This window comes from Pseudomonas sp. St386, from assembly GCF_018325865.1.
In the GTDB taxonomy this organism is placed as follows: domain Bacteria; phylum Pseudomonadota; class Gammaproteobacteria; order Pseudomonadales; family Pseudomonadaceae; genus Aquipseudomonas; species Aquipseudomonas brassicacearum.
Genome location: NZ_AP021900.1, coordinates 3279519 through 3302678, shown reverse-complemented (window position 1 = coordinate 3302678; position 23160 = coordinate 3279519). Strand labels below are relative to the sequence as shown.

Here is a 23160-nt window from a genome sequence, read left to right as displayed (position 1 = left end):
CAATAAAAAAGAGAGGCTGCAACATGATTACAACCCTGGGTTTCCTGATGATGCTCGCCATCATCGGATTGATATTGCTGCGCAGGATCAGTCCGGTGGTGGCGTTCACTACCCTTCCCGTGATCGTTTGCCTGCTGGCCGGCTTCAATCTCGGCCAGATCGGCGAATTCATCAAGGCCGGCCTGATCACGGTGGCCCCGACCGCAGCACTGTTTCTGTTTGCCATCCTGTTTTTCGGCATCATGCGTGACCGGGGCTTGTTCGATCCATTGGTCAACCTGCTGATCCGCAGCACAGGCGGCAAGCCGCTGGCCGTGGCACTGGTGACGGTTTTGGTGACGTCAGTGGTCCATCTCGACGGCGTCGGCGCCGCCACGTTCTTGCTGACCATCCCGGCCCTGCTGCCCTTGTATAAGCGCCTGAACATGAGCCCGGCGATGTTGCTGTGCCTGGTTGGCACCACGGCCGGCGTGATCAATATGGTCCCTTGGGGCGGAACGACCGCACGCGCTGCCGCAGTGTCGGGGCTGGATGCCACCCAACTGTGGCTAGGCTTGCTGCCGGTGCAGATGGTGGGCCTGACGTGCATGCTCGTTGTCGCGACAGTGTTGGGCTTGCGCGCCCAGCGTCGCCAACCGATGTCGCTGGGAGCGGCTGCAACCTGTGACATGGACAGCCTGCAACCCCAGGACCGTGAATTCGCCCTCTCCCCCGGGAGCTGCGTTACTGGCTGAACGTGGCGCTGACCGGTGGGATCCTGGCGTGCCTGTTCACCGGCATTTTTCCCTTGTATGCGTGTTTCATGGTGGGATTGGGCATCGCCCTGCCCTTGAACTTCCCGTCCCTGGACGCCCAGGCCGAACGCCTCAAGGCCCATGCGGCCGATGCGCTGCAAATGGTCCTGGTGATGATGGCCGCCGCCGTCCTGTTGGGCGTGCTCTCCGGCGCGAAGATGTCCGACGGCATGGCATTGGCACTGATCGATATCATGCCAGCCGGTTCTGCCCAATACCTGCATGTGATCGTCGGTTTCTTCGGCGTCCCCCTGGGGATGATCTTCTCACCGGACGCCTACTATTTCGCCCTGCTGCCGGTGATCAGGGACGTGGCCGCTGCCGCGGGTGTCCCCCTCGAGGCCGTGGCCCGGGCCATGCTGATCGGTGAGAACACTGGATTCTCCATCAGCCCGGTGGTGCCCAGCGTGTACCTCGCGCTGGCGTTGTCCGGCGTAGAGCTTCGCAAGCACATCGCCTATACGTTCTTCTGGGCCTGGGGCGTCAGCCTGGTGATGCTCGGCTTCGCCGTGATGACTGGAGCGGTACAGGTTTGAGCAGGCGGTGAATGCGGTGCTGACGGATGCGTTTGATGAGGGCCAGGCACTGCTGCCTCAAGCGTTTGGAGGCGATTGTCCTTGGGGCGGTGTGTATATCCGTTGTTGCGGTCGTGGCGGCTTAGGGTTCCGCCCTGACGGCGGGTCACTTTCGAAAAGCCCGGAAGCCGGCCCAGTCAAAAGTAACCAAAACGCTTCAGCCCCACCACTTGGCACCTCGCCTAGGCTCGGTGTGCCCTCACTCCGGCATTGCTCCGTGGGAGCAAAGCTTGCTCGCGAGGCGGCCTGGCAGCCGGCCTATCTCTCCGGCCGTACCCGATCTTATTGTGGGAGCGATCTTGCTCGCGATAGCAGTGTGTCAGTCAATATTTGAATTGAATGATGAATTGCAATCGCGAGCAAGCTCGCTCCCACAGGAGAAGTTCCCACAGGAGAAATGCGATCACCCAGAACCAGGTCGGCTGTTAGGCCGCCTCGGGGAGGACGTTGATCTCGGGCGCCCCGTTAACCACGATGGCCGAACGCAGGCATTGTGGAGTGGGCATCCCGGCATGGATGCCGGGATAGCCGCGCTGGGCCATGGATGGCCCTTCGCGGCGGGCCCACGGAGCAATGCCGGAGTGAGGGCACACCGAGCCTAGGCGAGGTGCCAAGTGGTGGGGCTGAAGCGTTTTGGTTACTTTTGACTGGGCCGGCTTCCGGGCTTCTCAAAAGTGACCCGCCGTAAGGGCGGAACCCTAAGCCGCCGTTACCGCAGCAACGGATATGTACCCAATCCAATCCAAAAGAAAACGGCGCCTTCCCCTACCTCGGAAAAAGCGCCGTATCCTTAAGTGAACAGCATTACGCTCAATGCGCAGCGTTCTTGTACCTCACCAGACAGCGTCCGGCTTACAGCGCCATGTCAGCCGCTGGGTTGGCCTCACGGGGAGCCGCCGGCTTGGCCGGTGCCGCGGTGGCGCCTGGCTTGCCGATTGCCGGTGGCGGGTCCAGTTGCAGGACGTCGCTGGTGTAAGCCCATTCCTGGGCTACACGCTCAGGGCTATCGTTGAGCTTGGTGCCGTAGCTCGGCACGATCTGGTGCAGTTTTTCCTGCCAGGCCGGGCTGGCGACCTTGTCCTTGAAGACCTTCTCAAGCACGGTCAGCATGATCGGTGCGGCAGTCGAGGCGCCTGGCGAGGCACCCAGCAGGCCGGCGATGCTGCCGTCCTGGGACGCGACCACTTCGGTGCCGAGTTTCAGCACGCCGCCCTTCTCTTCGTCACGCTTGATGATCTGCACGCGCTGGCCAGCCTGCCACAGGCGCCAGTCTTCCTGCTTGGCCTCCGGGAAGTACTCTTTCAGGGCGTTGAAGCGATCTTCATCCGACAGCATCAGTTGACCGGCCAGGTACTCGACCAGTGGGTACTGTTCGATACCAACCTTGGTCATCGGCCACACGTTGTGAGTGGTGGTGCTGGTCAGCAGGTCGAAGTACGAACCGTTCTTCAGGAACTTGGTGGAGAAGGTTGCGAACGGGCCAAACAGGATCACGCGCTTGCCATCAAGCACGCGGGTGTCCAGATGCGGAACCGACATCGGCGGTGCGCCCACCGAAGCCTTGCCGTAGGCCTTGGCCAGGTGCAGTTGGGCGACGGTCGGGTTTTCGGTGACCAGGAACGAACCACCCACCGGGAAACCTGCGTATTCACGCGCTTCCGGGATGTCGGACTTCTGCAGCAGGTGCAGGGCACCACCGCCTGCGCCGATGAACACGAACTTGGCGTCGGTCTCGGTTTCGGTACCGTCTTTCAGGTTCTTGTACGAAACGCGCCAGGTGCCGTCTTCGTTGCGGGTGATGTCTTCCACTTCGCTGGACAGCTTGAGGGAGAAGTTCGGCTTGGTTTGCAGATAAGCCGCGAATTGGCGTGTGATTTCGCCGAAATTCACGTCGGTGCCCAGTGGACTCCAGGTGGCCGCGACTTTCTGGCTCGGGTCACGCCCTTGCATCATCAGCGGCACCCACTTGCTGATCTGCTCGCGATCTTCGGAATACTGCATGCCGGCGAACAACGGGCTGGCCTGGAGGGCTTCGTAGCGCTTCTTCAGGAACGCGATGTTCTCGTCGCCCCACAAAAAGCTCATGTGCGGCGTGGAGTTGATGAACGAACGCGGGTTCTTCAACACGCCGTTCTTGACCTGCCAGGACCAGAACTGACGGGAAATCTGGAAGGCTTCGTTGATTTCGATGGCCTTGGAGATATCGACCTTGCCGTTCTTGTCTTCCGGCGTGTAGTTCAGCTCGGCCAGCGCAGAGTGACCGGTACCGGCATTGTTCCAGCCGTTGGAGCTCTCTTCGGCAACACCGTCCAGGCGCTCGACCATTTCCATGGTCCAGCCCGGCTCCAGCTCATTGAGCCAGACGCCGAGTGTCGAGCTCATGATGCCCCCACCAATGAGCAAGACATCCACTTTTTTTGGCTCGGCGGCGTGCGTGGTCGCAAGACCCATCGCCATCGCCAGGCCCAGTAGCGCCGTGTGTGTTTTCTTCAACATGTGTGTATCCCTAGGATGAACGCCATTCCGTCCACCTGTCCTGATCAAGGATAGACCACGTCCATGGCCGGCAACGCCAGCAGGGCGGCTATCGAGAAGGACCGGAGGATGGACCTACAGGGCCGAGCAATACGTCGGCCTCTCGTTTATGTCTCTCCGGCGCTGACTTCTTGTAGGTCTTGGCTTCAGCTGGGGTGAGGGACGCTGCAAACGGTGTTCATCGGGCCAGACGTGGCCGTGCCCGATTGTCGCAGCGGGGGGGAGTTTACATAAGGAAATAAACAGACCGAAGCGTCTTTTTACATTCCTGGCAAAAACGCCGACCAAATGACGGCATTTTGCTGGCTCTCGGGACCGATTGACCTATCCAAGCATCTGACTCAACACCGCCCGCAACTTGCCAGGCTTGACCGGCTTGTTGAGCAGCGGCGCATCCAGCTTGCGCAAGGCGCGGCGGCACTGGTCGCTGCGGTCGGCGGTGATGATCACCGCCGGGATCGCCTGGTGGAAATGCTCGCGCAGGTGCTTGACCACTTCACACCCCACGACCCCGTGATCCAGGTGGAAATCCGCCAGGATCAGCTCCGGCGCACGCCCTTGCAGCACATCAAGGGCGCCCGCTTCGTCGGTGGCGGTCAGGACTTCGCAGCCCCACTGCCCCAACAACGCCGCCATGCTTTGCAAGATGCTCAGTTCATTGTCGATCACCAACAAACGCCGCCCCGGCAGCGGGTTGCCGGCGACCGCCTGTATGGGCATTTGAGCAATGGGCAGCGGTTTTTCGGCTGACAGTGGCACCTCGATGCTGAACACCGAGCCACGCCCCGGACGGGAACGCACTTGGACCCGGTAGCCAAGGATACGGGCGATACGTTCGACAATCGCCAGCCCCAGGCCCACGCCTTTGCGGTCCGCCGCCCGCCCGACGTCCAGTTGATTGAACTCCAGGAATATCGACTCCAAGCAGTCGGCGGCAATGCCGCGACCGGTGTCCCAGACTTCCAGGCTCAACCGCTCGCCCCGACGCCGTGCAGCCAAGAGAACACCGCCCTTGTCGGTGTAGCGGCAGGCGTTGCTGAGCAGGTTGCGCAGAATGCGGGTCATCAATCGCAGGTCAGTCAGCACGGCTTCATCGCCAAACCGCACCCGCAGCTCCAGCCCGACAGCGCCTGCCACCGATTGGAATTCCGACACCAGCGGCGCCAGTAACTCATCCAGTCGATACGGAGCCAGGTCGGGCCTGACCTCCGCCTGGTCCAAACGGGAAATGTCCAGCAGGTCTGTGAGCAGATCTTCCGCGCCTTCCAGGGCCTGGTGGGTACGCTCAACCAGCACATGTTCGGCGGTGGGCAGTTGGCGTTCGCGCAACGTGGAAATCAACAGGCGGGCGGCGTTGAGCGGTTGCAACAAGTCGTGACTGGCCGCTGCCAGGTATTTATCTTTGCTGCGGTTGGCCGCCTGTGCGGCGTCGCGCGCGTCGCGCAACTGCTGCTCAATCAGCTCTCGCTGGGCGATCTGTTGTTGCAGGTTACGGTTGGCCTCCAGCAGCGCATCGGTGCGCTCGGACACCCGCTGCTCCAACTGGTTGTTGAGCTGTTGCAAGTATTGCCGGGCCAACTCCAGCTCATCCAGACGCGCCGCCAGTTCTGGGTAGTGGCTCTTGCGCGTCGAGTGATTGCCCAGCCCCAGAAGCCCTTCCAGGGCTTTCTGCTGCTCGTCAGAGGGCTTCGCCATAAACGACCTCGACATCCCGTTGGCTCGACTCCCGAGGATTGGTGAGGATGCACGGGTCGTGCATCGCATGCTGCGACAGGAACGGAATGTCCGAGGTGCTCACACCGTGCAGGCCCAGGGTCTCGTGGAAACCGATGGTGTGCTTGAGGGCAATCAGGTGTTCCACCAGCCGAGTGCGGATCTGGCGGTGGTTGAGCCCCCGGCAGTCGATGCCCAGCGTCTCGGCAATCACCTTGAAACGGTCCGGCGCCGAGTTGTAGTTGAACGCCACCACGTGCTCCACCAGCACCGCGTTGCACAAGCCATGGGGCAAATCGAGGAAGCCGCCCAGGCTGTGGGACATCGCGTGCACCGCGCCGAGGATTGCGTTGGAGAATGCCAGCCCGGCCTGCATGCTGCCCAGCATGATTTTTTCCCGCAGGGCGATGTCCGCCGGGTTGGCGATCATCTGCACCAGGTTGCCGTTGATCAGGCGCATCGCTTCCAGCGCATGGGGGTCGGTCAACGGGCCATGACCGGTGGACACAAACGCCTCGATGGCGTGAACCAGGGCGTCGATGCCGGTACAGGCCGACAGGAACGGGTCCATGCTCAGGGTGGTTTCCGGGTCGATCAGCGACACGTCCGGTACCGCCGCCTTGCTGACGATGGAAAACTTCATGCGTTCTTGCTGGTTGGAAATGATCACGAACTGCGACACATCGGCCGAGGTGCCGGCAGTGGTGGGAATCAAGATCAAGGGCGGGCTGGGCATGTTCAGCATGTCGACACCCTCGAATTCGAGGATGCTGCGACCATGGGCGACGACAATGCCGATGGCCTTGCCGCAGTCCATCGGGCTGCCGCCGCCAATCGCAACGATGACGTCGCAATGGTTTTCCCGGTACACATCGGCACCGAGCATCACTTCCTCGACCCGGGGGTTGGGTGAGACGGCGCTGTAGAGACAGTAATCAATGGCCTGGGCCTGGAGGCTGGCTTCGACATCGGCCACCCACCCGGCAGCGATCACGCCGGGATCGGTGACGATCAGCACCTTGCGTGCGCCGAACGTCTTGGCATAGTTGCCAACATTGTGCCGACAACCGGCGCCGAACATGATTTCAGGTGAAACGAACTTGCGCAGCGGGCTGAGACTCATCTTTTCAGGTACGTGGCTCATCGGTAAGCCTGTTCTTATTGTATTGGGATACCCTGAGCCTAAAGCATCCCACCGTGATTGCAATCAGACCAAATGGTGAGCCCGGCCTGAACGCGTCAGGCCGGGCCGGCACTCATCGGTTGGCGAAGTACATCGTCACTTCAAAGCCAATACGCAGGTCGGTGTACGCGGGTTTAGTCCACATGGGTCTTTCCTCTTCTTGTACCGGGCGATTCCGGCAAGGTCATTAATGCACGCCGCGCCCGAGGCTCGAATGCTACTTTCGAAGCGGTAGGTGGGGTGCGTTGGTAGCAATTCAGGAGAGCGACAAAACCCATTGTGAGAGCAAGGCTTACTGTGGGAGCAAAGCTTGCTCGCGATTAGTCGCCTCGGCCTGACCGGAGACCGAGTCGCCTGTATCGCGGGCAAGCCTTGCTCCCACAGCAAGCTCGCTCCCACAGGGTGTCGTGCTGTGTTATCGGGTTAGAAGAACCCCAACGGATTGATGTCGTAGCTCACCAGCAGGTTCTTGGTCTGCTGGTAGTGGTCGAGCATCATTTTGTGGGTTTCACGCCCCACGCCGGACTTCTTGTAGCCACCGAACGCGGCGTGCGCCGGGTACAGGTGGTAGCAGTTGGTCCACACGCGACCGGCCTTGATCGCCCGGCCCATGCGGTAGGCGCGGTTGATGTCGCGAGTCCACAGGCCGGCGCCGAGGCCGAACTCGGTGTCGTTGGCAATGGCCAGGGCTTCGGCTTCGTCCTTGAAGGTGGTCACACCCACTACCGGGCCGAAGATTTCTTCCTGGAACACACGCATTTTGTTGTGGCCCTTGAGCAGGGTCGGCTGGATGTAATAGCCGCTCGACAGATCCCCCTCGAGTCGCTCGGCAGCACCGCCGGTGAGCAGCTCGGCGCCCTCTTGCTGGGCAATTTCAAGGTACGAGAGGATCTTGTCGTACTGCTGCTCGGAGGCCTGGGCGCCAACCATGGTCTCGGTGTCCAGCGGGTCGCCGCGCTTGATCTTGGCGATCTTCTTCATGACTACGGCCATGAACGATTCGTAGATCGACTCCTGCACCAGCGCCCGGGACGGGCAGGTGCAGACTTCGCCCTGGTTGAAGAACGCCAGCACCAGGCCTTCGGCGGCTTTCTCGATGAAGGCCGGCTCGGCCTGCATGATGTCTTCGAAGAAGATGTTCGGCGACTTGCCACCCAGTTCCACGGTGGACGGGATGATGTTCTCGGCGGCGCATTTCATGATGTGCGAGCCCACCGGGGTGGAACCGGTGAAGGCGATCTTGGCGATGCGCTTGCTGGTGGCCAGGGCTTCACCGGCTTCGCGACCGAAACCATGGACGATGTTCAACACCCCTGGCGGCAGCAGGTCAGCGACCAGCTCGATGAAGACCATGATCGACAGCGGCGTCTGTTCAGCCGGCTTGAGCACGACGCAGTTACCGGCAGCCAGGGCCGGGGCGAGTTTCCAGGCGGCCATCAGCAGCGGGAAGTTCCACGGGATGATCTGCCCGACCACGCCCAGCGGCTCGTGGAAATGATAGGCCGTGGTCAGTTCGTTGATCTCGGCCGCCCCACCCTCTTGGGCGCGGATGCAGCCGGCGAAATAACGGAAATGGTCGGCCGCCAGCGGCACGTCGGCATTGAGGGTTTCGCGCACGGCCTTGCCGTTGTCCCAGGTTTCGCTGACGGCGAGGATTTCCAGGTTCTGCTCGATACGGTCGGCGATTTTCAACAGCACCAGGGAACGGTCCTGCACCGAGGTCTTGCCCCAGGCATCGGCTGCGGCATGGGCGGCATCCAGGGCCTTGTCGATGTCGGCGGCGCTGGAGCGTGGGAATTCGGCAATGACTTCGCCATTGACCGGGGACGTGTTCGTGAAGTATTCGCCGTTGACCGGCGCGACGAATTCGCCGCCGATGAAGTTGCCATAGCGCGGCTTGAAGGAAACGACGGCGCCTGGGGTTCCGGGTTGTGCATAGATCATGATGGGGCCTCTGCCTGGTCGATGCCTGTCACAGGACAGGCGATAGGCCGATGGTAGAGAGCCCCGCCTGCCGGACGAATGCGTCGTTGGCAGGGGGGACTCTCGTTATTTGGTCGTAGGTTTTGCCGCGATCTGAGGTTGACCCGGGCTTTTTTGTGGGAGCGAGCTTGCTCGCGATGAGGTCGGCACATCCAGCATGGAGGGTGACTGATCGACCGCTATCGCGAGCAAGCTCGCTCCCACAGGTGCTACATTTTCCACAGGTTCTGCATTTGCCAGAGTTGGCTCAGCGCTTGACCACCAAGTCCTTCGGCAACTTGAAGGTCCAGAGCATGCCGCCCTGGTTGAAGTCCTTCACGCGCTTGGCCACCTCGCCGCCCCACAGCGGCACCGCGCCGCCCCAGCCGGAGACCACGGAGACGTATTGCTCGCCGTCCATTTCCCAGGTGATGGGCGAGCCGAGCACGCCGGAGCCGGTCTGGAATTCCCAGACCTTTTCCCCGGTCTTGGCGTTGAATGCCTGCAGGAACCCTTCAGGCGTACCGGTGAACACCAGGTTGCCCTTGGTGGTCAGGACCCCGCCCCACAGCGGCGCGTAGTTCTTGTGGCGCCAGACTTCCTTGCCGGTCTTGGGGTCGATGGCCCGCAGCACGCCGATGTAATCCTCGTTCAGCGGCTTGATGGTGAAACCGGCTCCGAGGAACGCCGCGCCTTTCTTGTAGGCGATGCCTTCGTTCCAGATGTCCATGCCCCACTCGTTGGACGGCACGTAGAACAGCCCGGTGTCCTGGTTATACGCCATCGGCATCCAGTTTTTTGCGCCGAGGAAGGCCGGTGCGACAAACACCGAACTGCCTTTGGCTTCGCTGCCCGGCGCGCCCGGACGGCTGGCCTCGTTGTAGATCGGCCGCCCATCCTTGTCCAGGCCAGTGGCCCAGGTGATCTTGTCGACAAACGGGAAGCCGCGGATGAACTTGCCGTTGGTGCGGTCGAGCACGTAGAAGAAGCCGTTACGGTCCGCGGTCGCCGCCGCCTTGATGTCCTTGCCGCCTTCCTTGTAGTTGAACGAGATCAGTTCATTGACGCCGTCATAATCCCAGCCGTCGTGAGGCGTGCTCTGGAAGTGCCATTTGATGCTGCCATCGTCCGGGTTCAGGGCCAGGCGCGACGACGAATAGAGGTTGTCGCCAGGACGCAGGTGGGAGTTCCAGGGCGCCGGGTTGCCGGTGCCGAACAGCAACAGGTTGGTTTCCGGGTCGTAGTAGCCGCCCAGCCAAGGCGCGGCACCGCCGGTTTTCCAGAGATCACCCGGCCAGGTCTTGCCCGCCTCGCCGCCGGAAATACCATTCTCGATGGCTTTGCCGTCCTTGTAGACGTAGCCCATGTGGCCTTCCACGGTTGGGCGGGTCCACAGCAGGTCACCGTTCTTCGGGTCGTAGGCGCTGATCTGGCCCACCACGCCGAACTCGCCCCCGGCCACGCCGGTGATCAGCTTGCCGTTGATGACCAGCGGCGCGGCGCTGATGGAGTAGCCTTCCTTGTGGTCGGCCACCTTCTTGCTCCACACCACTTTGCCGGTGTCCTTGTTCAAGGCCACCAGCTTGGCGTCGAGGGTGCCGAAGAACACCAGGTCGCCGTACAACGCTACGCCACGGTTGATCACGTCGCAGCAAGGACGGATGTCATCGGGCAGGCGCGCATCGTATTGCCACAGCTTCTTGCCGGTGCGCGCATCCACTGCGAATACCCGAGAGTAGGAACCGGTGAGGTACATCACCCCGTCCTTGATCATCGGCTGGGCTTGCTGGCCACGCTGCTTTTCACCGCCGAAGGAGAACGCCCAGACCGGTCGCAGGTCCTTGACGTTATCGACATTGAGGGTATCGAGCGGGCTGTAGCGCTGGCCCTGGACACCCAGGCCGTTGGTCACGATCTGTTGCGGGTTTTTCGGGTCCTGGAGAATTTCCTGATCGGTCACGGCTGCAAGGGCCGAACCGGACAGCAGCATGGCACTGAGCAGCAGGCTCACGGCGAAGGGTTGGCGACGTGCGGGATGACTCATGACGGCTACCTCTGCGGTTATTGTTATACCCGGGAATTTTTCCCGGTCTGCCACAGATTCTTGGGCTCGGAGCCGTTGCCAACAATTGCCCGCTGTGTTGAGTTTTCTAGTTCCTTGGTACACATGGAGGAGTGCGTTCAGTCAGGGTCGTGGGCATCCACCCGCTTCATCCCCGCCCGCTCATAGCGCGGATAGAGATGACTGACGCTGCGAATCAACTCATAGCGACTCAGGCTGATCCCGGCAAAGCGCTCGGGGATGGGGCTGCGGATCATCTCGGCCATGTCGTCGCCCCGCGCCGCGCCATCGCGCATCAGTTGGTCGAGCCAGCCCAGGTAGTCGCGCATCTGTGCAAAGGGCCGGGCGTCGGTCGCGACCGGGCCGTGGCCGGGCACGATCTGCTTCCAGGGCAGGGCCTGCAAGGTGTCCAGGTCCCGGAGCCAGACCTCGAGTCCCGGGCTGTTGGGGGTGGTCAGGGCGCGCTCGTAAAACACCAGGTCGCCGGCAAACAGCACGCCGGTGGTTTCGTCGAGGATCGCCAGGTCGGCCCCGGTGTGCCCGGCCAGTTGCAGCAAGCGCAACGAATGGTCACCCACCCTCAGCGACCCCGCAGCCAGCTCTCGAGTCGGCAGCACCACCTCGGTGCCGCGCATCCAGTCGCCCACCAGCCGGTACATGTTTTCGGCCAGCGCATCACCCTGTTGCCGCAGCAGGTCGGTGGTGCCCGCCAAGGCGCCAATGGGCACGTCGCTGAAGGCTTGGTTGCCCAATACATGGTCGGGGTGGTGATGGGTCAGCAGGACCTGGATCACCGGTTTGTCGGTGGTCGCGGCAATGGCCTGGCGCAGCGCCTCGCCGTAGCGCTTCGACGGCCCGGTATCGATCACCACCACGCCGGCATCGGTAACGATGAACGCGGTGTTGACGATGTTGCCGCCGTTGGCCTTGGCAAAATTCTCGGTGCTGCCTTCCAGCAGCCAGGTGCCTTCGGCGATCTGCCGGGGCTTGAGTGCGTAGCCCGTCCCGGCCCACGTCGGCCAGCACAGGCTCAGGAACATCAGCAACAACCAGCGCATGGCGCGCTCCTTGTGGTCAGGGGATCGCCGCCTCGAACGTATTGCCGCTGTTGTCGCGCAGCAGCAGGCGGGTCTGGCCCGGGCCTCGGATGTCGAAGCCCAGGTTGGGGTTTTCGCTTACCGCCGGGAACAGCTCCAGGCGCGCCAGCACCTGGCCGTCGGCGTCCAGCAGTTGCGCCTGGTTGAGGAAAAATTCCGGGATGCCGCTCACCAGGCCGTTATCCATCGGATGAGCCACCTGCAGGCGCAGGCGGCTCGAATCGCCCCGGGGATAGCGGGCGCCCAGTACCTCGCCCAAGTGTTCCTCCCAACCTGGCTGGGTGCGCACCACGCTGGGCGCGGTGCAGCCGCCACCGGCCGCGTCGATCAGCGTCGAGCCGACGTGCCACAAGCCATCGCGGGTCTGCACGGCGGCGCGCAACGGCGTGGCTTGCTCGATGCGAATGCGGATCGACAGCCAGGGCAGCACTCGCTCCCCCGGTTGGAAGTCGACGATTTTCGGCAACGGGTTCAGTTCGGCCCAGGCCAGCACCCGCACGACGTCGCCGGTGAAGGCCCGGGCATCTATTTCCAGTGGCACCTGGCGGGCGTCTTCGGCAAAGGGTGGCGCCAGCAGGCGCACCCGGTCATCGAACACGAACGGCGCGTCCCCCAGCAATTGCTTGTGATAAAAGGCCCACATCACCGATGGCACCGGGTCCTTCCCTGGCTCGACCGCCGCCCAGGCGGTCATTGGCAGGCCGCACCACAGCAGGCACCACATGACCCATTTCATCCCGGCGCTCCTATTGATACATCTCCGGCACTTCGTAACGCAGGCCGTAATGGGCATAGACGGTCTTGACGCTGCCGTCGCGGATCAAGCCTTCCAGCGCCTCTTCCACCGCATAGGCCAGCTGACGGTTGCTTTCATGCACCGCCATGCCGATTTCCCAACGTTGCTTGCCCATGTTCGGGTAGGCATTCTCCGCCAGCGCCAGTTGCGGATCGGCCGCCTCGTGCACTTGCCAATCGACCTCACCGCGCATGGCCATGACAGCGTCCACCTCCCCGGCCTGCATGGCCTTGAAGGCCTGGCTGACACCGGGGTAATGGTGGGTCTTGGCGCTGAGCATGCCGTTGAACACCGACGTCAGGTAGAACGACGGCACGCTGTCGACTTCAACGCCAATGGGGTGCTGCTGGAACACCGCGACACTGCCCACCGAATCCAGTCGGCGGCGGTCAAATGCCACCTGCCAGCATTCCTGCTGATAAGGGCCGAACATCACCACCTGGGCGTTTGCCAGTTCGCCGATGTCGTTGCGCCTTTGCACGTAGTCATGATCGTACGGGACACGCATCATCAGGTCGGCGAGTTGTCGATCGTGCAGCGGACTGCTGCGCCAGATGTAATCGCGCAGATCGTCATCGAGTTTTTCGCCCGGCGGTGCCCACATCAGTTGCAGGCGCACGCCAAGCGCCTTGGCCAGGGCCTGGGCCAGTTCCACGTCCACGCCCCTGGGTTGGCCGTGGTCTTCGAAACTGTAGGGCGCGAAGTCCTTGTAGACCGCGACCTTCAACTCACCGGCCGCGATCATCTGGTCGTAGCTGCGCACCTGCGCCTGCACCGCCTGGCCCCACAGGAGCAGGCTGCACATTACCCACGCGAACAGGCGCATGGTGATCACTCCTCGACGTGCACGCTGTCGAGATAGGTGCGCACCGCCCACAAGGCTTCCTGGCTCAGGTAGTCGGCCATTTTTGGCATGTAGACCCGGCCGTCGCGCACCGCACCGTGACGTACGCGCTCGACAAACCACTCATCACCGGCGTCGGCGGCGTCGAGCATGCGCAGGTCCGGGGCGATGCCGCCCGATTTGGCTTCCAGGCCATGGCAGGCCGCGCAGTTCTGGTTGTAGGCAGATGAGCCGATTTCCAGTGCCCGGTCGTGTTCAGGTGAGGCGCGATAAGGGTTCACCGTGGCCCAGCCGTCACCGTCCAGTGCGACACCGGTGTCCTTGATCGGGGTCAGACCCTTGGTTTCCACTGCCTGGGGCACTACGTTGCCATGGGCCCATGCGGAGCCTGCGCCGGTCAGCCCCATCAGTAATGCGGTAGCGATGATGGCGTTGCGTTTTGTTGTCATTGTTATGCCCTCTGGATTGCACGCAAGACCTCTGTGAAGAAGCCGTGCCGTCATCTTAGGAACCCCCTTGCCCCAGCCGAATGCTGCTTTGGTGGCCGGGGTCTAGTTCCTTGGTAGCAAGCCATCCGACGCAGGTCGTAAAGACAGGCGGTTCGGGAAGTCTTCCCGGCAAGGGCGGGACTTTTTCCGTATCGGCAACGTCGTGGCGCGACTCACCCTAGTCAGGCCAAAACCTTTCACTGGGAACTGCCACCATGAGAATAAAAACGCTACCCGCCCTCTCCTCCCTGACCGTTGCCTTGCTGCTGGCCGGCAGTCTGTCGTCGAGTCCCTCGGCGCACGCTGCCGTCACCTGGGAAGACATCGCCAACGACCACCTGACCACCAAGGACGTGCTGCAATACGGCATGGGCACCAACGCCCAGCGCTGGAGCCCGCTGGCCCAGGTCAACGACAAGAACGTGTTCAAGCTGACCCCGGCCTGGTCCTACTCATTCGGCGACGAGAAGCAGCGCGGCCAGGAGTCCCAGGCCATCGTCAGCGACGGCGTGGTGTACGTCACCGGCTCGTACTCGCGGGTATTCGCCCTCGACGCCAAGACCGGCAAGCGCCTGTGGACCTACAACCACCGGCTGCCGGACAACATTCGCCCGTGCTGCGACGTGGTCAACCGCGGCGCGGCCATCTACGGCGACAAGATCTACTTCGGCACCCTGGACGCGCGAGTCGTCGCCCTGGATAAAAACACCGGCAAAGTGGTGTGGAACAAGAAGTTCGGCGACCACGCCGGCGGCTACACCATGACCGGCGCCCCGGTGCTGATCAAGGACAAGACCAGTGGCAAGGTCCTGCTGATCCATGGCAGTTCCGGCGACGAGTTCGGTGTGGTCGGGCAACTGTTCGCCCGCGACCCGGACACCGGCGACGAAGTCTGGATGCGCCCGTTTGTCGAAGGCCACATGGGCCGCCTCAACGGCAAGGACAGCACGCCGACCGGCGACGTCAAGGCGCCCTCCTGGCCCGACGACAAGACCACTGAAACCGGCAAGGTCGAAGCCTGGAGCCACGGCGGCGGCGCACCTTGGCAGAGTGCCAGTTTCGACGCCGAGACCAACACCATCATCGTCGGCGCGGGCAACCCCGGCCCGTGGAACACCTGGGCGCGCACGGCCAAGGACGGCAACCCTCACGACTTCGACAGCCTCTATACCTCCGGCCAGGTCGGGGTCGACCCAAGCACTGGCGAAGTGAAGTGGTTCTACCAACACACGCCCAACGACGCCTGGGACTTCTCCGGCAACAACGAGCTGGTGCTGTTCGACTACAAGGATAAGGACGGCAAGGTGGTCAAGGCCACCGCCCACGCCGACCGCAACGGTTTCTTCTACGTGGTGGACCGCAACAACGGCAAGCTGCAGAACGCCTTCCCGTTCGTCGACAACATCACCTGGGCCAGCCACATCGACCTCAAGACCGGTCGCCCAGTGGAGAATCCCGGCCAGCGTCCGGCCAAGCCATTACCGGGTGAAACCAAGGGCAAGCCGGTGGAAGTCTCGCCGCCCTTCCTCGGTGGCAAGAACTGGAACCCCATGGCCTACAGCCAGGACACCGGCCTGTTCTACGTCCCCGGCAACCAGTGGAAAGAGGAATACTGGACCGAGGAAGTGAACTACAAGAAAGGCTCGGCCTACCTGGGCATGGGCTTTCGCATCAAGCGCATGTACGACGATCACGTCGGCAGCCTGCGGGCGATGAACCCCACCACCGGCAAGGTGGTCTGGGAACACAAGGAACCTCTGCCACTATGGGCTGGTGTGCTGGCGACCAAGGGCAACCTGGTGTTCACCGGCACCGGCGACGGCTTCTTCAAGGCCTTCAACGCCAAGACCGGCCAGGAACTGTGGAAATTCCAGACCGGCAGCGGCATCGTCTCCCCGCCCATCACGTGGGAGCAGGACGGCGAGCAATTCATCGGCGTGACCGTCGGCTACGGTGGCGCCGTACCGTTGTGGGGCGGCGACATGGCCGAACTGACCAAGCCGGTGGCCCAGGGTGGGTCGTTCTGGGTGTTCAAGATTCCGAGCTGGGATAAGGCGACGGCGCAGAAATAACCTGACCCTCACCACAATCCCCTGTGGGAGCGGGCTTGCTCGCGAAAGCGGTGGTTCAGTTGATAGGGATTTTGACTGTGCCTACGTCTTCGCGAGCAAGCCCGCTCCCACACTTGCCCGAGTTCCTGCCATGAAATCATTGCCATTGCTGCTTCTGTTCATCGGCGCCCTTGCCCATGCCGACGACCCTGACACCCCCCTGACGATCAACGGCTGCCTCATCGCCGAATCCAGCCAATGCCCCGGCGCCAACCTTCGCGGTGCAAAACTGGCGAACCAGGACCTGCGCAAGATGAACCTCAGCGGTGCCGATCTGCGCGACGCCGATCTGCGGCACGCGCGACTGGACCTGGCCAATCTTGAGAAAGCCCAGCTGCAGGGCGCCAACCTGACCCGTGCCAGCCTGCAACAAAGCAACCTGCGCCTGGCGGACTTCAGCGGCGCCACACTCAAGGCGATCCAGGGTTGGGGCCTGTTCGCCCAGGGCGCGCAATTCCAGCGTGCCGACCTGACGGCGGCCTACCTGCAATTCGCCCGCTTGTCCGGCGCCCGCTTGCACGAGGCGAACCTGCAGGCGGCGGACCTGGAAATGGCCTGGCTGAGCAAGGCCGACCTCAAGGGCGCCGACCTGCGCGACGCCAACCTGCAGGAAGCCAAGCTCGGTGAAAGCAACCTGGAACAGGCCAACCTGAGCGGTTCTCGCCAGCATTACGGGAATTTCCAGGATGCCAATATGCAAGGCTGTACCGGGTGCCCGACGTCTTGGGATCAGTGAAGACCTGATCGCTCCTACGCTCCGTGTGGGAATGCCTCAACGGACGCTCCGCGTTCGGCTCTGATCATTTCAGCCAGCCACCCGCACCACCCCCATATCGATCCCCAGGTGCACCAACTCGGCATGGGAACTGACCTGCAACTTGCTCTTGAGCAGCGTCAGGTGGTTGGACACGGTCTTGGCGCTGATGCACAGCTGTTCGGCAATGGTGCGGGCGGGGGTGCCCTTGGCGAGCATGACGAAAATCTCCAACTCACGTTGGGTCATGCATTGCAGGCGCGGGTCGACATCCTGGCGCGAGCTGGTGCAGGCCAGTTGCGTGGCCAGGGATTGCTCGATGTAGACATGCCCGGCCAGCACCCGGCGTACCGCTTCCACCAGCACCTGGGGTGCCGAATTCTTGGTCAGGTAGCCCGCGGCACCGGCGTCCAATGCCTGGCGCACCAAGGGCAATTCATCGTGCATGCTGAAGAACAACACCCGCAGTTGTGGCAAGCGCTGGCGTAGCCGGCGGGTGGTTTCCAAGCCACTGATACCGGGCAGGCCGAAGTCCATGATCACCAGATGCGGCACCTGCTCCTGGACCTGGCTCAACGCCTCCTCGCCGGTGGCTGCTTCGCGGACCTGCAGGTCCGGCATCAACACCCGCAAAAGGCTGGCATAGCCCTGCCGAACCACCGCATGGTCGTCCACCAACAAAATGTTCATCACGCCTCCAAGGCAATATTCAAGGCCAGCGCCCAACCGGCGCCAGGCTGGCTGACGATGCGCAGCTCACCGCCCAGGCTGCGCGCCCGCTCGGACATCGAGTGCAAGCCAACACCGGCGCGCGATGGTTGCGTCGCTCCGCAACCGTTGTCGCGCACCAGCAACCGCAGGCGCCCGGCGCGGTGTTGCAGGCGAATCCGCACCTGCGTGGCGCCGGCATGCCGGGCAATGTTGGTCAACGCTTCCTGCAACAAACGATACAAATGGGTCTTGTCCGGCCCGGACAAGGGCGGCAGCGTTTTGTCGATCCACACCTGACAGGCGATACCCTGGTTGGCCTGCCATTGCCCGGCCAATAGCCTGATGGCCTCGCACAACGGCAGGTGCTGCAACACCACGGGGTACAAGTCATGCACCAGCGCCCGGAAACCCAATTGCAAATGCTCGCAATGCTCTTCGAGCTGGCTGACGGTCTGCTCCAGCGCCAGGGGTTGATCCATCACCAGCCGCAGCAGGCAGGCGCGGGCCCGAATACCGGCCACGTATTGGCCCAGGTCGTCGTGCAGGGTCTGGGCCAGCTGGGTGCGCTCCTGCTCCTGCACGGCCAGCAAAGCCTGGGTAAGCCGGGCGTTATCGGCCTGGGCCTCGGCCAGGGCGGCGGTCATGCGATTGAAATGCCCCGCCAGATGCTGCGCCTCCGGGATACCCTCAGTGCCCAGGCGCACCTGCAGGTTCCCCGCTGACACCTGACGCAACGCATGCAGCAACTCATCGAGCAAACGCATGCCCCGGCGTACCCCCCAGCGAATCACCAACAGGCTGAGCGACAGCGCCAGGGCGCAGACGTACAACAGTTGCACCAAGGAATCGAGAATCTCGTCGATTTCATCGCGCGGGTCGACGGCAATCCAGGCCCGCCGACCGTCCGGCAAATCCACCACCTGGGCCGCAGGGCCGTCATCCAGTAACCGGCGGCCAAGCCAGGCCTTCATCCCGTCTTCATCCGCCGGGAACAGTTCCCCAGGGGCCAGCCAACGGACCCGCACATGCCGCAGGCTGCCGGTCAACCGCGGCTGGAGACTGGCCGGATCGCGCTCGGCGGTTTCGCGCAGGTAATGCACCACCGACTCGGCCGATTGCAGCTCGCGTTTCACATCGGCCGTGGCCTGGTGCAACAACAGGACTGCACAGGCCAGGGTGACCAGGGCGAAAAAGGCACAAACCCAGAGGTTGATGCGCCAGAGGGCTGACATGGTTAGCGCTCCAACCTTGAATTGACATTGACGCCCACCCCCTGTGGGAGCGAGCTTGCTCGCGATGACGGCGGCACATCCGGTACTGAAGTCGACTGAACCACCGCTATCGCGAGCAAGCTCGCTCCCACAGAGGGGCTTGGAGGTTTCCAGGTTCTGGGACGATCAACCCCGATCAAACTCAGGATCAGCAGAAACGGCAGCAGCAACGCTTTGAGAATCCGCATGGTCTGTCCCCTCCTGGTCAATGACGATGCCTAGCATGCTAAAACCCCGGCCTCCAAGGTGAGTTACTACCTTGGTACTGCACCGGCGGTACTTTCTGCATATTTCCCCATGACCCTGGGCTTCCTATGCTGGCGCTACCTGCAATGGAGGATGTCATGCGCCGGCTCGTCAGTTACGCCCTGGTTTCTCTGCTGGCAGCGGCAACCGCTCACGCGGGCGATATCACGCCGCTGCAAGTGCGCATCGGCTACCTGGGTTATCGTCCCGATCCGGGCCCGTTGCTGTCCAACGTCATTGCCGAACCGGCCGATGCCGGGTTGCGCGGCGCTGAACTGGCGATCGTCGACAGCAACAGCACCGGACGTTTTCTCAAGCACGACTACCGCCTGGAAAGCGCCAGCGTCGACACTCCCGAAGCGCTGCTCCAGGCCGCCCGGGCCCAACACGACCAGGGTCTGCGGCTGTTCGTGGTCAACGCACCGGCCGCCAGCCTGCGCCAACTCAGCGCCGCCCTGCCCGACAGCCTGCTGTTCAACGCCGGTAGCCCCGACGACAGCCTGCGCACCACCGACTGCCTCGGTAACGTGCTGCACAGCCTGCCCGACCGCGCCATGCTCGCCGATGCCCTGGTGCAGTTCAGCGTCGTGCGTAAATGGCAGCGGGCCTTGCTGATCGTCGGCCAGACGCCCGAGGACCAGGCCTATGCCGCCGCATTGCGCCGGGCCATGAAACGCTTCGGCATGAAGATCGTCGCCGAGAAGGCCTGGCAGTTCGACAACGACCAGCGTCGCAGCGCCCAGGCCGACATGCCACTGTTCACCCAGACCGCCGAGTACGACGTGGTACTGGTGGCCGACGAGCGCGGCGACTTCGGCGAATACCTGCCCTACCAGACCTGGTACCCACGCCCGGTGGCCGGCACCCAAGGGCTGACGCCCACCGGTTGGCACAAGACCGTGGAAACCTACGGCGCAGCGCAGTTGCAAAAACGCTTCGAAGCCCTGGCCGGACGCTGGATGAACGACCGTGATTTCGCCGCCTGGATTGCCGTGCGCAGCATCGCCAGCGCCGTGAGCAAACTGCGCCAGGACGACCCGCTCGCCATCCGCCATCTGGCCCTCAGCGACCAGTTGCCCCTGGACGGCTTCAAGGGTCGCAAGCTCAGCTACCGGCCCTGGAACGGCCAGTTGCGCCAACCAATTGCGCTGGTCCAGCCTCGGGCACTGGTCAGCACCTCGCCCCAGGACGGTTTTCTCCACCCTTCCAATGAAATGGACAGCCTGGGCTATGACCAGCCCGAAGTGAGCTGCCGTTACCCCTGATCGATAACAACAATAAGGAAAACCGCCATGCGCCGCTCCCTGATTCACCCGGCCCGGCTCTGCCCGACCCGGCTATGCAAAGCCCTCGCCCTGGGCGCCGCGTTGCTCGCCGCCGGTCCCGCCGCCGCCAGCATCGCCTGGGTTTCCAACGAGAAAGACAACAGCCTGAGCCTGATCGACATGCAGAGCCTGGAAGTCATCGAGACCCTGCCGGTCGGCCAGCGCCCCCGGGGCCTGCTGCTGTCCCACGACAATCGCCTGCTGTACATCTGCGCCAGCGACTCGGACCGGGTCCAGGTGATGGACGTCGCCACCCGCAAGATCATCAAGGAACTGCCCTCCGGCAAGGACCCGGAGCAGTTCGCCCTGCACCCCAACGACCGCTGGCTGTATGTCTCCAACGAAGACGATGCCCTGGTCACGGTGATCGACACCCAGACCTCCGAAGTGCTCGGCCAGATCGGCGTGGGTGTCGAACCCGAAGGCATGGCCGTCAGCCCTGACGGCAAGTGGGCGGTCAACACCAGCGAAACCACGAACATGCTGCACTGGATCGATACCAGCACCCAGACCCTGGCCGACAACACCCTGGTGGATCAGCGGCCACGTTTCGTCGAGTTCAATCGCGACGGCACGCAGCTCTGGGCCTCGGCGGAGATCGGCGGCACGTTGACCGTGCTTGACGTGGCGACGCGCAAGATCCTCAAGACCCTGACGTTCCAGATCAAGGGTGTGCACCCGGACAAGGTCCAACCGGTGGGCATCAAGCTCAGCGCCGACGGCAAGCTGGCGTTCGTCGCCTTGGGCCCGGCGAACCATGTGGCAGTGATCGACGCCAAGACCTTCGAAGTGCTGGATTATCTGCTGGTGGGCCGACGGGTCTGGCAACTGGCGTTCACCCCGGACCAGAAGCAGCTGCTGGCGACCAACGGCGTCAGCGGCGATGTCTCGGTGATCGATGTTGAGAGCCGCAAGGTCCTGAAGTCGGTGAAAGTCGGGCGCTACCCTTGGGGCGTGGTGGTCACGCCATGAACGCCCTGGAGGTCAGCGACCTGAGCTTTGCCTATGGCACGCGCGAAGCCCTCAAGCAGATGAATTTCAGCCTTCCCGCCGGGCGTTTCGCTGCGCTGCTGGGGCCCAACGGTGCCGGCAAGTCGACGCTGATCGCCCTGCTCACGCGTTTGTACGACCTGCAACGTGGCGAGATCCGCATCGGCGGTCATTCCCTGCAAAAATCACCAAGATCGGCCCTGCGCCAGTTGGGCGTGGTGTTCCAACAGAGCACCCTGGACCTGGACCTGAGCATCGAACAGAACCTGCGCTATCACCTGGCGCTGCACGGGTTTTCGCGGCGCCAGGGCAGCGCCCGCATCGACGCTGAACTGACCCGCCAGCACCTGACGGAGCGCCGCCACGAGCGGGTACGCGACCTCAACGGTGGCCATCGTCGCCGGGTCGAGATCGCCCGCGCCCTGCTCCACGAACCGCGCCTGTTGCTGCTCGACGAACCCAGCGTCGGCCTTGATCCGGCCAGCCGCCTAGCCCTGGGCCTGCACATCCGGCAACTGTGCAGCGAGCAAGGTATCAGCGTGCTCTGGACCACTCACTTGCTCGACGAAGTGCAGCCCAGCGACGATCTGTTGATCGTGCATCAGGGCCGCCTGGTCGCCAGCGGGCAGGCCGACGCGGTGAGCCTGGAACACGGCGGCACCCTCGGCTCGGCCTTCACTCGCTTGACCGCCTCGGGAGTCCGGCCATGAATGCGTACTGGCAATGTTTCAGCGGCATCGTGACGCGCGAATGGCTGCGCTTCGTACTGCAACGCACCCGGCTGCTCAGCGCCCTGGTCCGGCCCCTGCTGTGGCTGCTGGTGTTCGCCGCCGGTTTTCGCGCGGCACTGGGCATCGCCATCATCGCGCCCTACGACACCTACATCCCCTACGAGGTGTACATCGTGCCCGGGCTGGCCTGCATGATCCTGTTGTTCAACGGCATGCAGGGCTCGCTGTCGATGGTCTACGACCGGGAAATGGGCAGCATGCGCGTGCTGCTGACCAGTCCCCTGCCCCGGGCTTTCCTGCTGGCGAGCAAGTTGTTGGCGACGTCGCTGATCTCGCTATTGCAGGTCTACGCCTTTCTCGCCATCGCCTGGTTGTACGGTATCCAGCCACCGACCATGGGCCTGCTGCTGGCCCTGCCGGCCCTGTTGCTGGTGGCCCTGATGCTCAGCGCCCTGGGCTTGTTGCTGTCCAATGCCATCCGGCAACTGGAAAACTTCGCCGGGGTGATGAATTTCGTGATTTTCCCGATGTTCTTCCTGTCTTCGGCACTGTACCCGCTATGGAAAATGCAGGAAGCCAGCCCTTGGCTGTACTGGCTCTGCTCGGTCAGCCCGTTCACCCACGGCGTGGAGTTGGTGCGTTTTGCGCTGTACGAGCAGTTCAACCTGCTGGCGATGGCGGTGTGCGTGGGGTTGACCCTGGTGTTCGCGCTGTTGGCGGTGTGGACGTTCAATCCGCAGCATGCGGCGTTGCGCAAGGCCGGCAGCTAACCCTTAATTGCACAGACAAAATCTGTGGGAGCAAAGCTTGCTCGCGATGGCGGCGGCTCATCCAGAATTGATGCTGACTGGCACACCGTTATCGCGAGCAAGCTTTGCTCCCACAGGGTTCGGTGCATGTTCTCCATGTCGCGCGGGTCTTTAACACTCAAATTACTACTTTAGTACTGGTTTTCCTGTCCATGGTCGCATT

Annotated in this window: 18 protein-coding genes and 1 pseudogene; 7 read left to right on the top strand and 12 right to left on the bottom strand. The window is 62.9% G+C overall.

Going from position 1 to position 23160, the window contains the following annotated elements:
• Nucleotides 1-23: 23 nt before the first annotated feature.
• Nucleotides 24-1330, top strand: a pseudogene (locus KI235_RS30685) (citrate:proton symporter).
• Between the two features lie 891 nt (nt 1331-2221).
• Here KI235_RS30685 and mqo read toward each other — a convergent pair.
• From mqo to pedF, 10 genes are all read right to left on the bottom strand, one after another.
• Nucleotides 2222-3865: a malate dehydrogenase (quinone) gene (gene mqo, locus KI235_RS14450; protein WP_003201461.1), complete on the bottom strand. Its 1644-nt coding sequence runs from the start codon at nt 3863-3865 to the stop codon at nt 2222-2224.
• Nucleotides 3866-4228: 363 nt separating this feature from the next.
• Entirely contained in the window at nt 4229-5599 is a 1371-nt protein-coding gene (locus KI235_RS14445; protein ID WP_003201459.1) for a hybrid sensor histidine kinase/response regulator, read from the bottom strand.
• Nucleotides 5583-6740, bottom strand: coding sequence for an alcohol dehydrogenase-like regulatory protein ErcA (gene ercA / locus KI235_RS14440; RefSeq protein ID WP_087945363.1), 1158 nt, complete (start codon nt 6738-6740; stop codon nt 5583-5585). The genes KI235_RS14445 and ercA overlap by 17 nt, the downstream gene beginning before the upstream one ends.
• Nucleotides 6741-6873: 133 nt before the next feature.
• On the bottom strand, nt 6874-6945 hold the full coding sequence (pqqA, locus tag KI235_RS14435; RefSeq protein ID WP_003243383.1) for a pyrroloquinoline quinone precursor peptide PqqA: 72 nt from the start codon (nt 6943-6945) through the stop codon (nt 6874-6876).
• A gap of 278 nt (nt 6946-7223) precedes the next feature.
• Nucleotides 7224-8744, bottom strand: a complete 1521-nt coding sequence (locus KI235_RS14430) for an aldehyde dehydrogenase family protein (RefSeq protein WP_003201456.1) — start codon at nt 8742-8744, stop codon at nt 7224-7226.
• Between the two features lie 286 nt (nt 8745-9030).
• The gene (locus KI235_RS14425; protein WP_003201454.1) at nt 9031-10806 is read right to left on the bottom strand and encodes a PQQ-dependent methanol/ethanol family dehydrogenase; all 1776 of its coding nucleotides are present in this window, start codon (nt 10804-10806) and stop codon (nt 9031-9033) included.
• A 137-nt stretch (nt 10807-10943) separates the two neighbouring features.
• A complete protein-coding gene (locus KI235_RS14420; RefSeq protein ID WP_003201452.1) occupies nt 10944-11882 on the bottom strand; it encodes a quinoprotein relay system zinc metallohydrolase 1 in 939 nt (312 codons plus the stop codon).
• A 16-nt stretch (nt 11883-11898) separates the two neighbouring features.
• Nucleotides 11899-12657 (bottom strand): quinoprotein dehydrogenase-associated SoxYZ-like carrier, encoded by a 759-nt coding sequence (locus KI235_RS14415; protein ID WP_003201450.1) that lies wholly within the window; start codon nt 12655-12657, stop codon nt 11899-11901.
• 10 nt (nt 12658-12667) lie between these two features.
• The gene (locus KI235_RS14410; protein WP_003201448.1) at nt 12668-13543 is read right to left on the bottom strand and encodes a transporter substrate-binding domain-containing protein; all 876 of its coding nucleotides are present in this window, start codon (nt 13541-13543) and stop codon (nt 12668-12670) included.
• Nucleotides 13544-13548: 5 nt separating this feature from the next.
• Complete coding sequence (gene pedF, locus KI235_RS14405) at nt 13549-14010, bottom strand: cytochrome c-550 PedF (protein ID WP_003201446.1); 462 nt, start codon at nt 14008-14010, stop codon at nt 13549-13551.
• A gap of 254 nt (nt 14011-14264) precedes the next feature.
• Between pedF and exaA the strand changes: the two genes are divergently transcribed.
• Both exaA and KI235_RS14395 read left to right on the top strand, forming a co-directional pair.
• Complete coding sequence (exaA, locus tag KI235_RS14400) at nt 14265-16121, top strand: quinoprotein ethanol dehydrogenase (protein WP_028237021.1); 1857 nt, start codon at nt 14265-14267, stop codon at nt 16119-16121.
• Nucleotides 16122-16251: 130 nt separating this feature from the next.
• The gene (locus tag KI235_RS14395) at nt 16252-16896 is read left to right on the top strand and encodes a pentapeptide repeat-containing protein (protein ID WP_003201442.1); all 645 of its coding nucleotides are present in this window, start codon (nt 16252-16254) and stop codon (nt 16894-16896) included.
• 69 nt (nt 16897-16965) lie between these two features.
• On the opposite strand, the gene KI235_RS14390 is transcribed toward KI235_RS14395, so the two are convergent.
• Nucleotides 16966-17604, bottom strand: coding sequence for a response regulator transcription factor (locus tag KI235_RS14390; protein ID WP_013693254.1), 639 nt, complete (start codon nt 17602-17604; stop codon nt 16966-16968).
• Nucleotides 17604-18857 (bottom strand): ATP-binding protein, encoded by a 1254-nt coding sequence (locus KI235_RS14385; protein WP_013693253.1) that lies wholly within the window; start codon nt 18855-18857, stop codon nt 17604-17606. The genes KI235_RS14390 and KI235_RS14385 overlap by 1 nt, the downstream gene beginning before the upstream one ends.
• Before the next feature lie 383 nt (nt 18858-19240).
• Between KI235_RS14385 and KI235_RS14380 the strand changes: the two genes are divergently transcribed.
• From KI235_RS14380 to KI235_RS14365, 4 genes are read left to right on the top strand one after another with little or no spacing between them, the layout of a single operon-like run.
• Entirely contained in the window at nt 19241-20407 is a 1167-nt protein-coding gene (locus KI235_RS14380) for an ABC transporter substrate-binding protein (protein WP_028237022.1), read from the top strand.
• Between the two features lie 27 nt (nt 20408-20434).
• The gene (locus tag KI235_RS14375; protein ID WP_003201434.1) at nt 20435-21439 is read left to right on the top strand and encodes a YVTN family beta-propeller repeat protein; all 1005 of its coding nucleotides are present in this window, start codon (nt 20435-20437) and stop codon (nt 21437-21439) included.
• A complete protein-coding gene (locus tag KI235_RS14370; protein WP_212795836.1) occupies nt 21436-22167 on the top strand; it encodes an ABC transporter ATP-binding protein in 732 nt (243 codons plus the stop codon). Before KI235_RS14375 ends, KI235_RS14370 begins: the two co-directional genes overlap by 4 nt.
• Nucleotides 22164-22958 carry an ABC transporter permease gene (locus KI235_RS14365; protein ID WP_027911735.1) on the top strand — a complete coding sequence of 265 codons (795 nt, stop codon included), beginning with the start codon at nt 22164-22166 and terminating at the stop codon, nt 22956-22958. Before KI235_RS14370 ends, KI235_RS14365 begins: the two co-directional genes overlap by 4 nt.
• The last annotated feature ends 202 nt before the right edge of the window (nt 22959-23160 follow it).

Excerpts from the sequence above, each read along its gene's own strand:
- mqo (WP_003201461.1), bottom strand. The coding sequence starts at position 3,865 with ATGTTGAAGAAAACACACACGGCGCTACTGGGCCTGGCGATGGCGATG.
- KI235_RS14445 (WP_003201459.1), bottom strand. The coding sequence starts at position 5,599 with ATGGCGAAGCCCTCTGACGAGCAGCAGAAAGCCCTGGAAGGGCTTCTG.
- ercA (WP_087945363.1), bottom strand. The coding sequence starts at position 6,740 with ATGAGTCTCAGCCCGCTGCGCAAGTTCGTTTCACCTGAAATCATGTTC.
- KI235_RS14430 (WP_003201456.1), bottom strand. The coding sequence starts at position 8,744 with ATGATCTATGCACAACCCGGAACCCCAGGCGCCGTCGTTTCCTTCAAG.
- KI235_RS14425 (WP_003201454.1), bottom strand. The coding sequence starts at position 10,806 with ATGAGTCATCCCGCACGTCGCCAACCCTTCGCCGTGAGCCTGCTGCTC.
- KI235_RS14420 (WP_003201452.1), bottom strand. The coding sequence starts at position 11,882 with ATGCGCTGGTTGTTGCTGATGTTCCTGAGCCTGTGCTGGCCGACGTGG.
- KI235_RS14415 (WP_003201450.1), bottom strand. The coding sequence starts at position 12,657 with ATGAAATGGGTCATGTGGTGCCTGCTGTGGTGCGGCCTGCCAATGACC.
- KI235_RS14410 (WP_003201448.1), bottom strand. The coding sequence starts at position 13,543 with ATGCGCCTGTTCGCGTGGGTAATGTGCAGCCTGCTCCTGTGGGGCCAG.
- pedF (WP_003201446.1), bottom strand. The coding sequence starts at position 14,010 with ATGACAACAAAACGCAACGCCATCATCGCTACCGCATTACTGATGGGG.
- exaA (WP_028237021.1), top strand. The coding sequence starts at position 14,265 with ATGAGAATAAAAACGCTACCCGCCCTCTCCTCCCTGACCGTTGCCTTG.
- KI235_RS14395 (WP_003201442.1), top strand. The coding sequence starts at position 16,252 with ATGAAATCATTGCCATTGCTGCTTCTGTTCATCGGCGCCCTTGCCCAT.
- KI235_RS14390 (WP_013693254.1), bottom strand. The coding sequence starts at position 17,604 with ATGAACATTTTGTTGGTGGACGACCATGCGGTGGTTCGGCAGGGCTAT.
- KI235_RS14385 (WP_013693253.1), bottom strand. The coding sequence starts at position 18,857 with ATGTCAGCCCTCTGGCGCATCAACCTCTGGGTTTGTGCCTTTTTCGCC.
- KI235_RS14380 (WP_028237022.1), top strand. The coding sequence starts at position 19,241 with ATGCGCCGGCTCGTCAGTTACGCCCTGGTTTCTCTGCTGGCAGCGGCA.
- KI235_RS14375 (WP_003201434.1), top strand. The coding sequence starts at position 20,435 with ATGCGCCGCTCCCTGATTCACCCGGCCCGGCTCTGCCCGACCCGGCTA.
- KI235_RS14370 (WP_212795836.1), top strand. The coding sequence starts at position 21,436 with ATGAACGCCCTGGAGGTCAGCGACCTGAGCTTTGCCTATGGCACGCGC.
- KI235_RS14365 (WP_027911735.1), top strand. The coding sequence starts at position 22,164 with ATGAATGCGTACTGGCAATGTTTCAGCGGCATCGTGACGCGCGAATGG.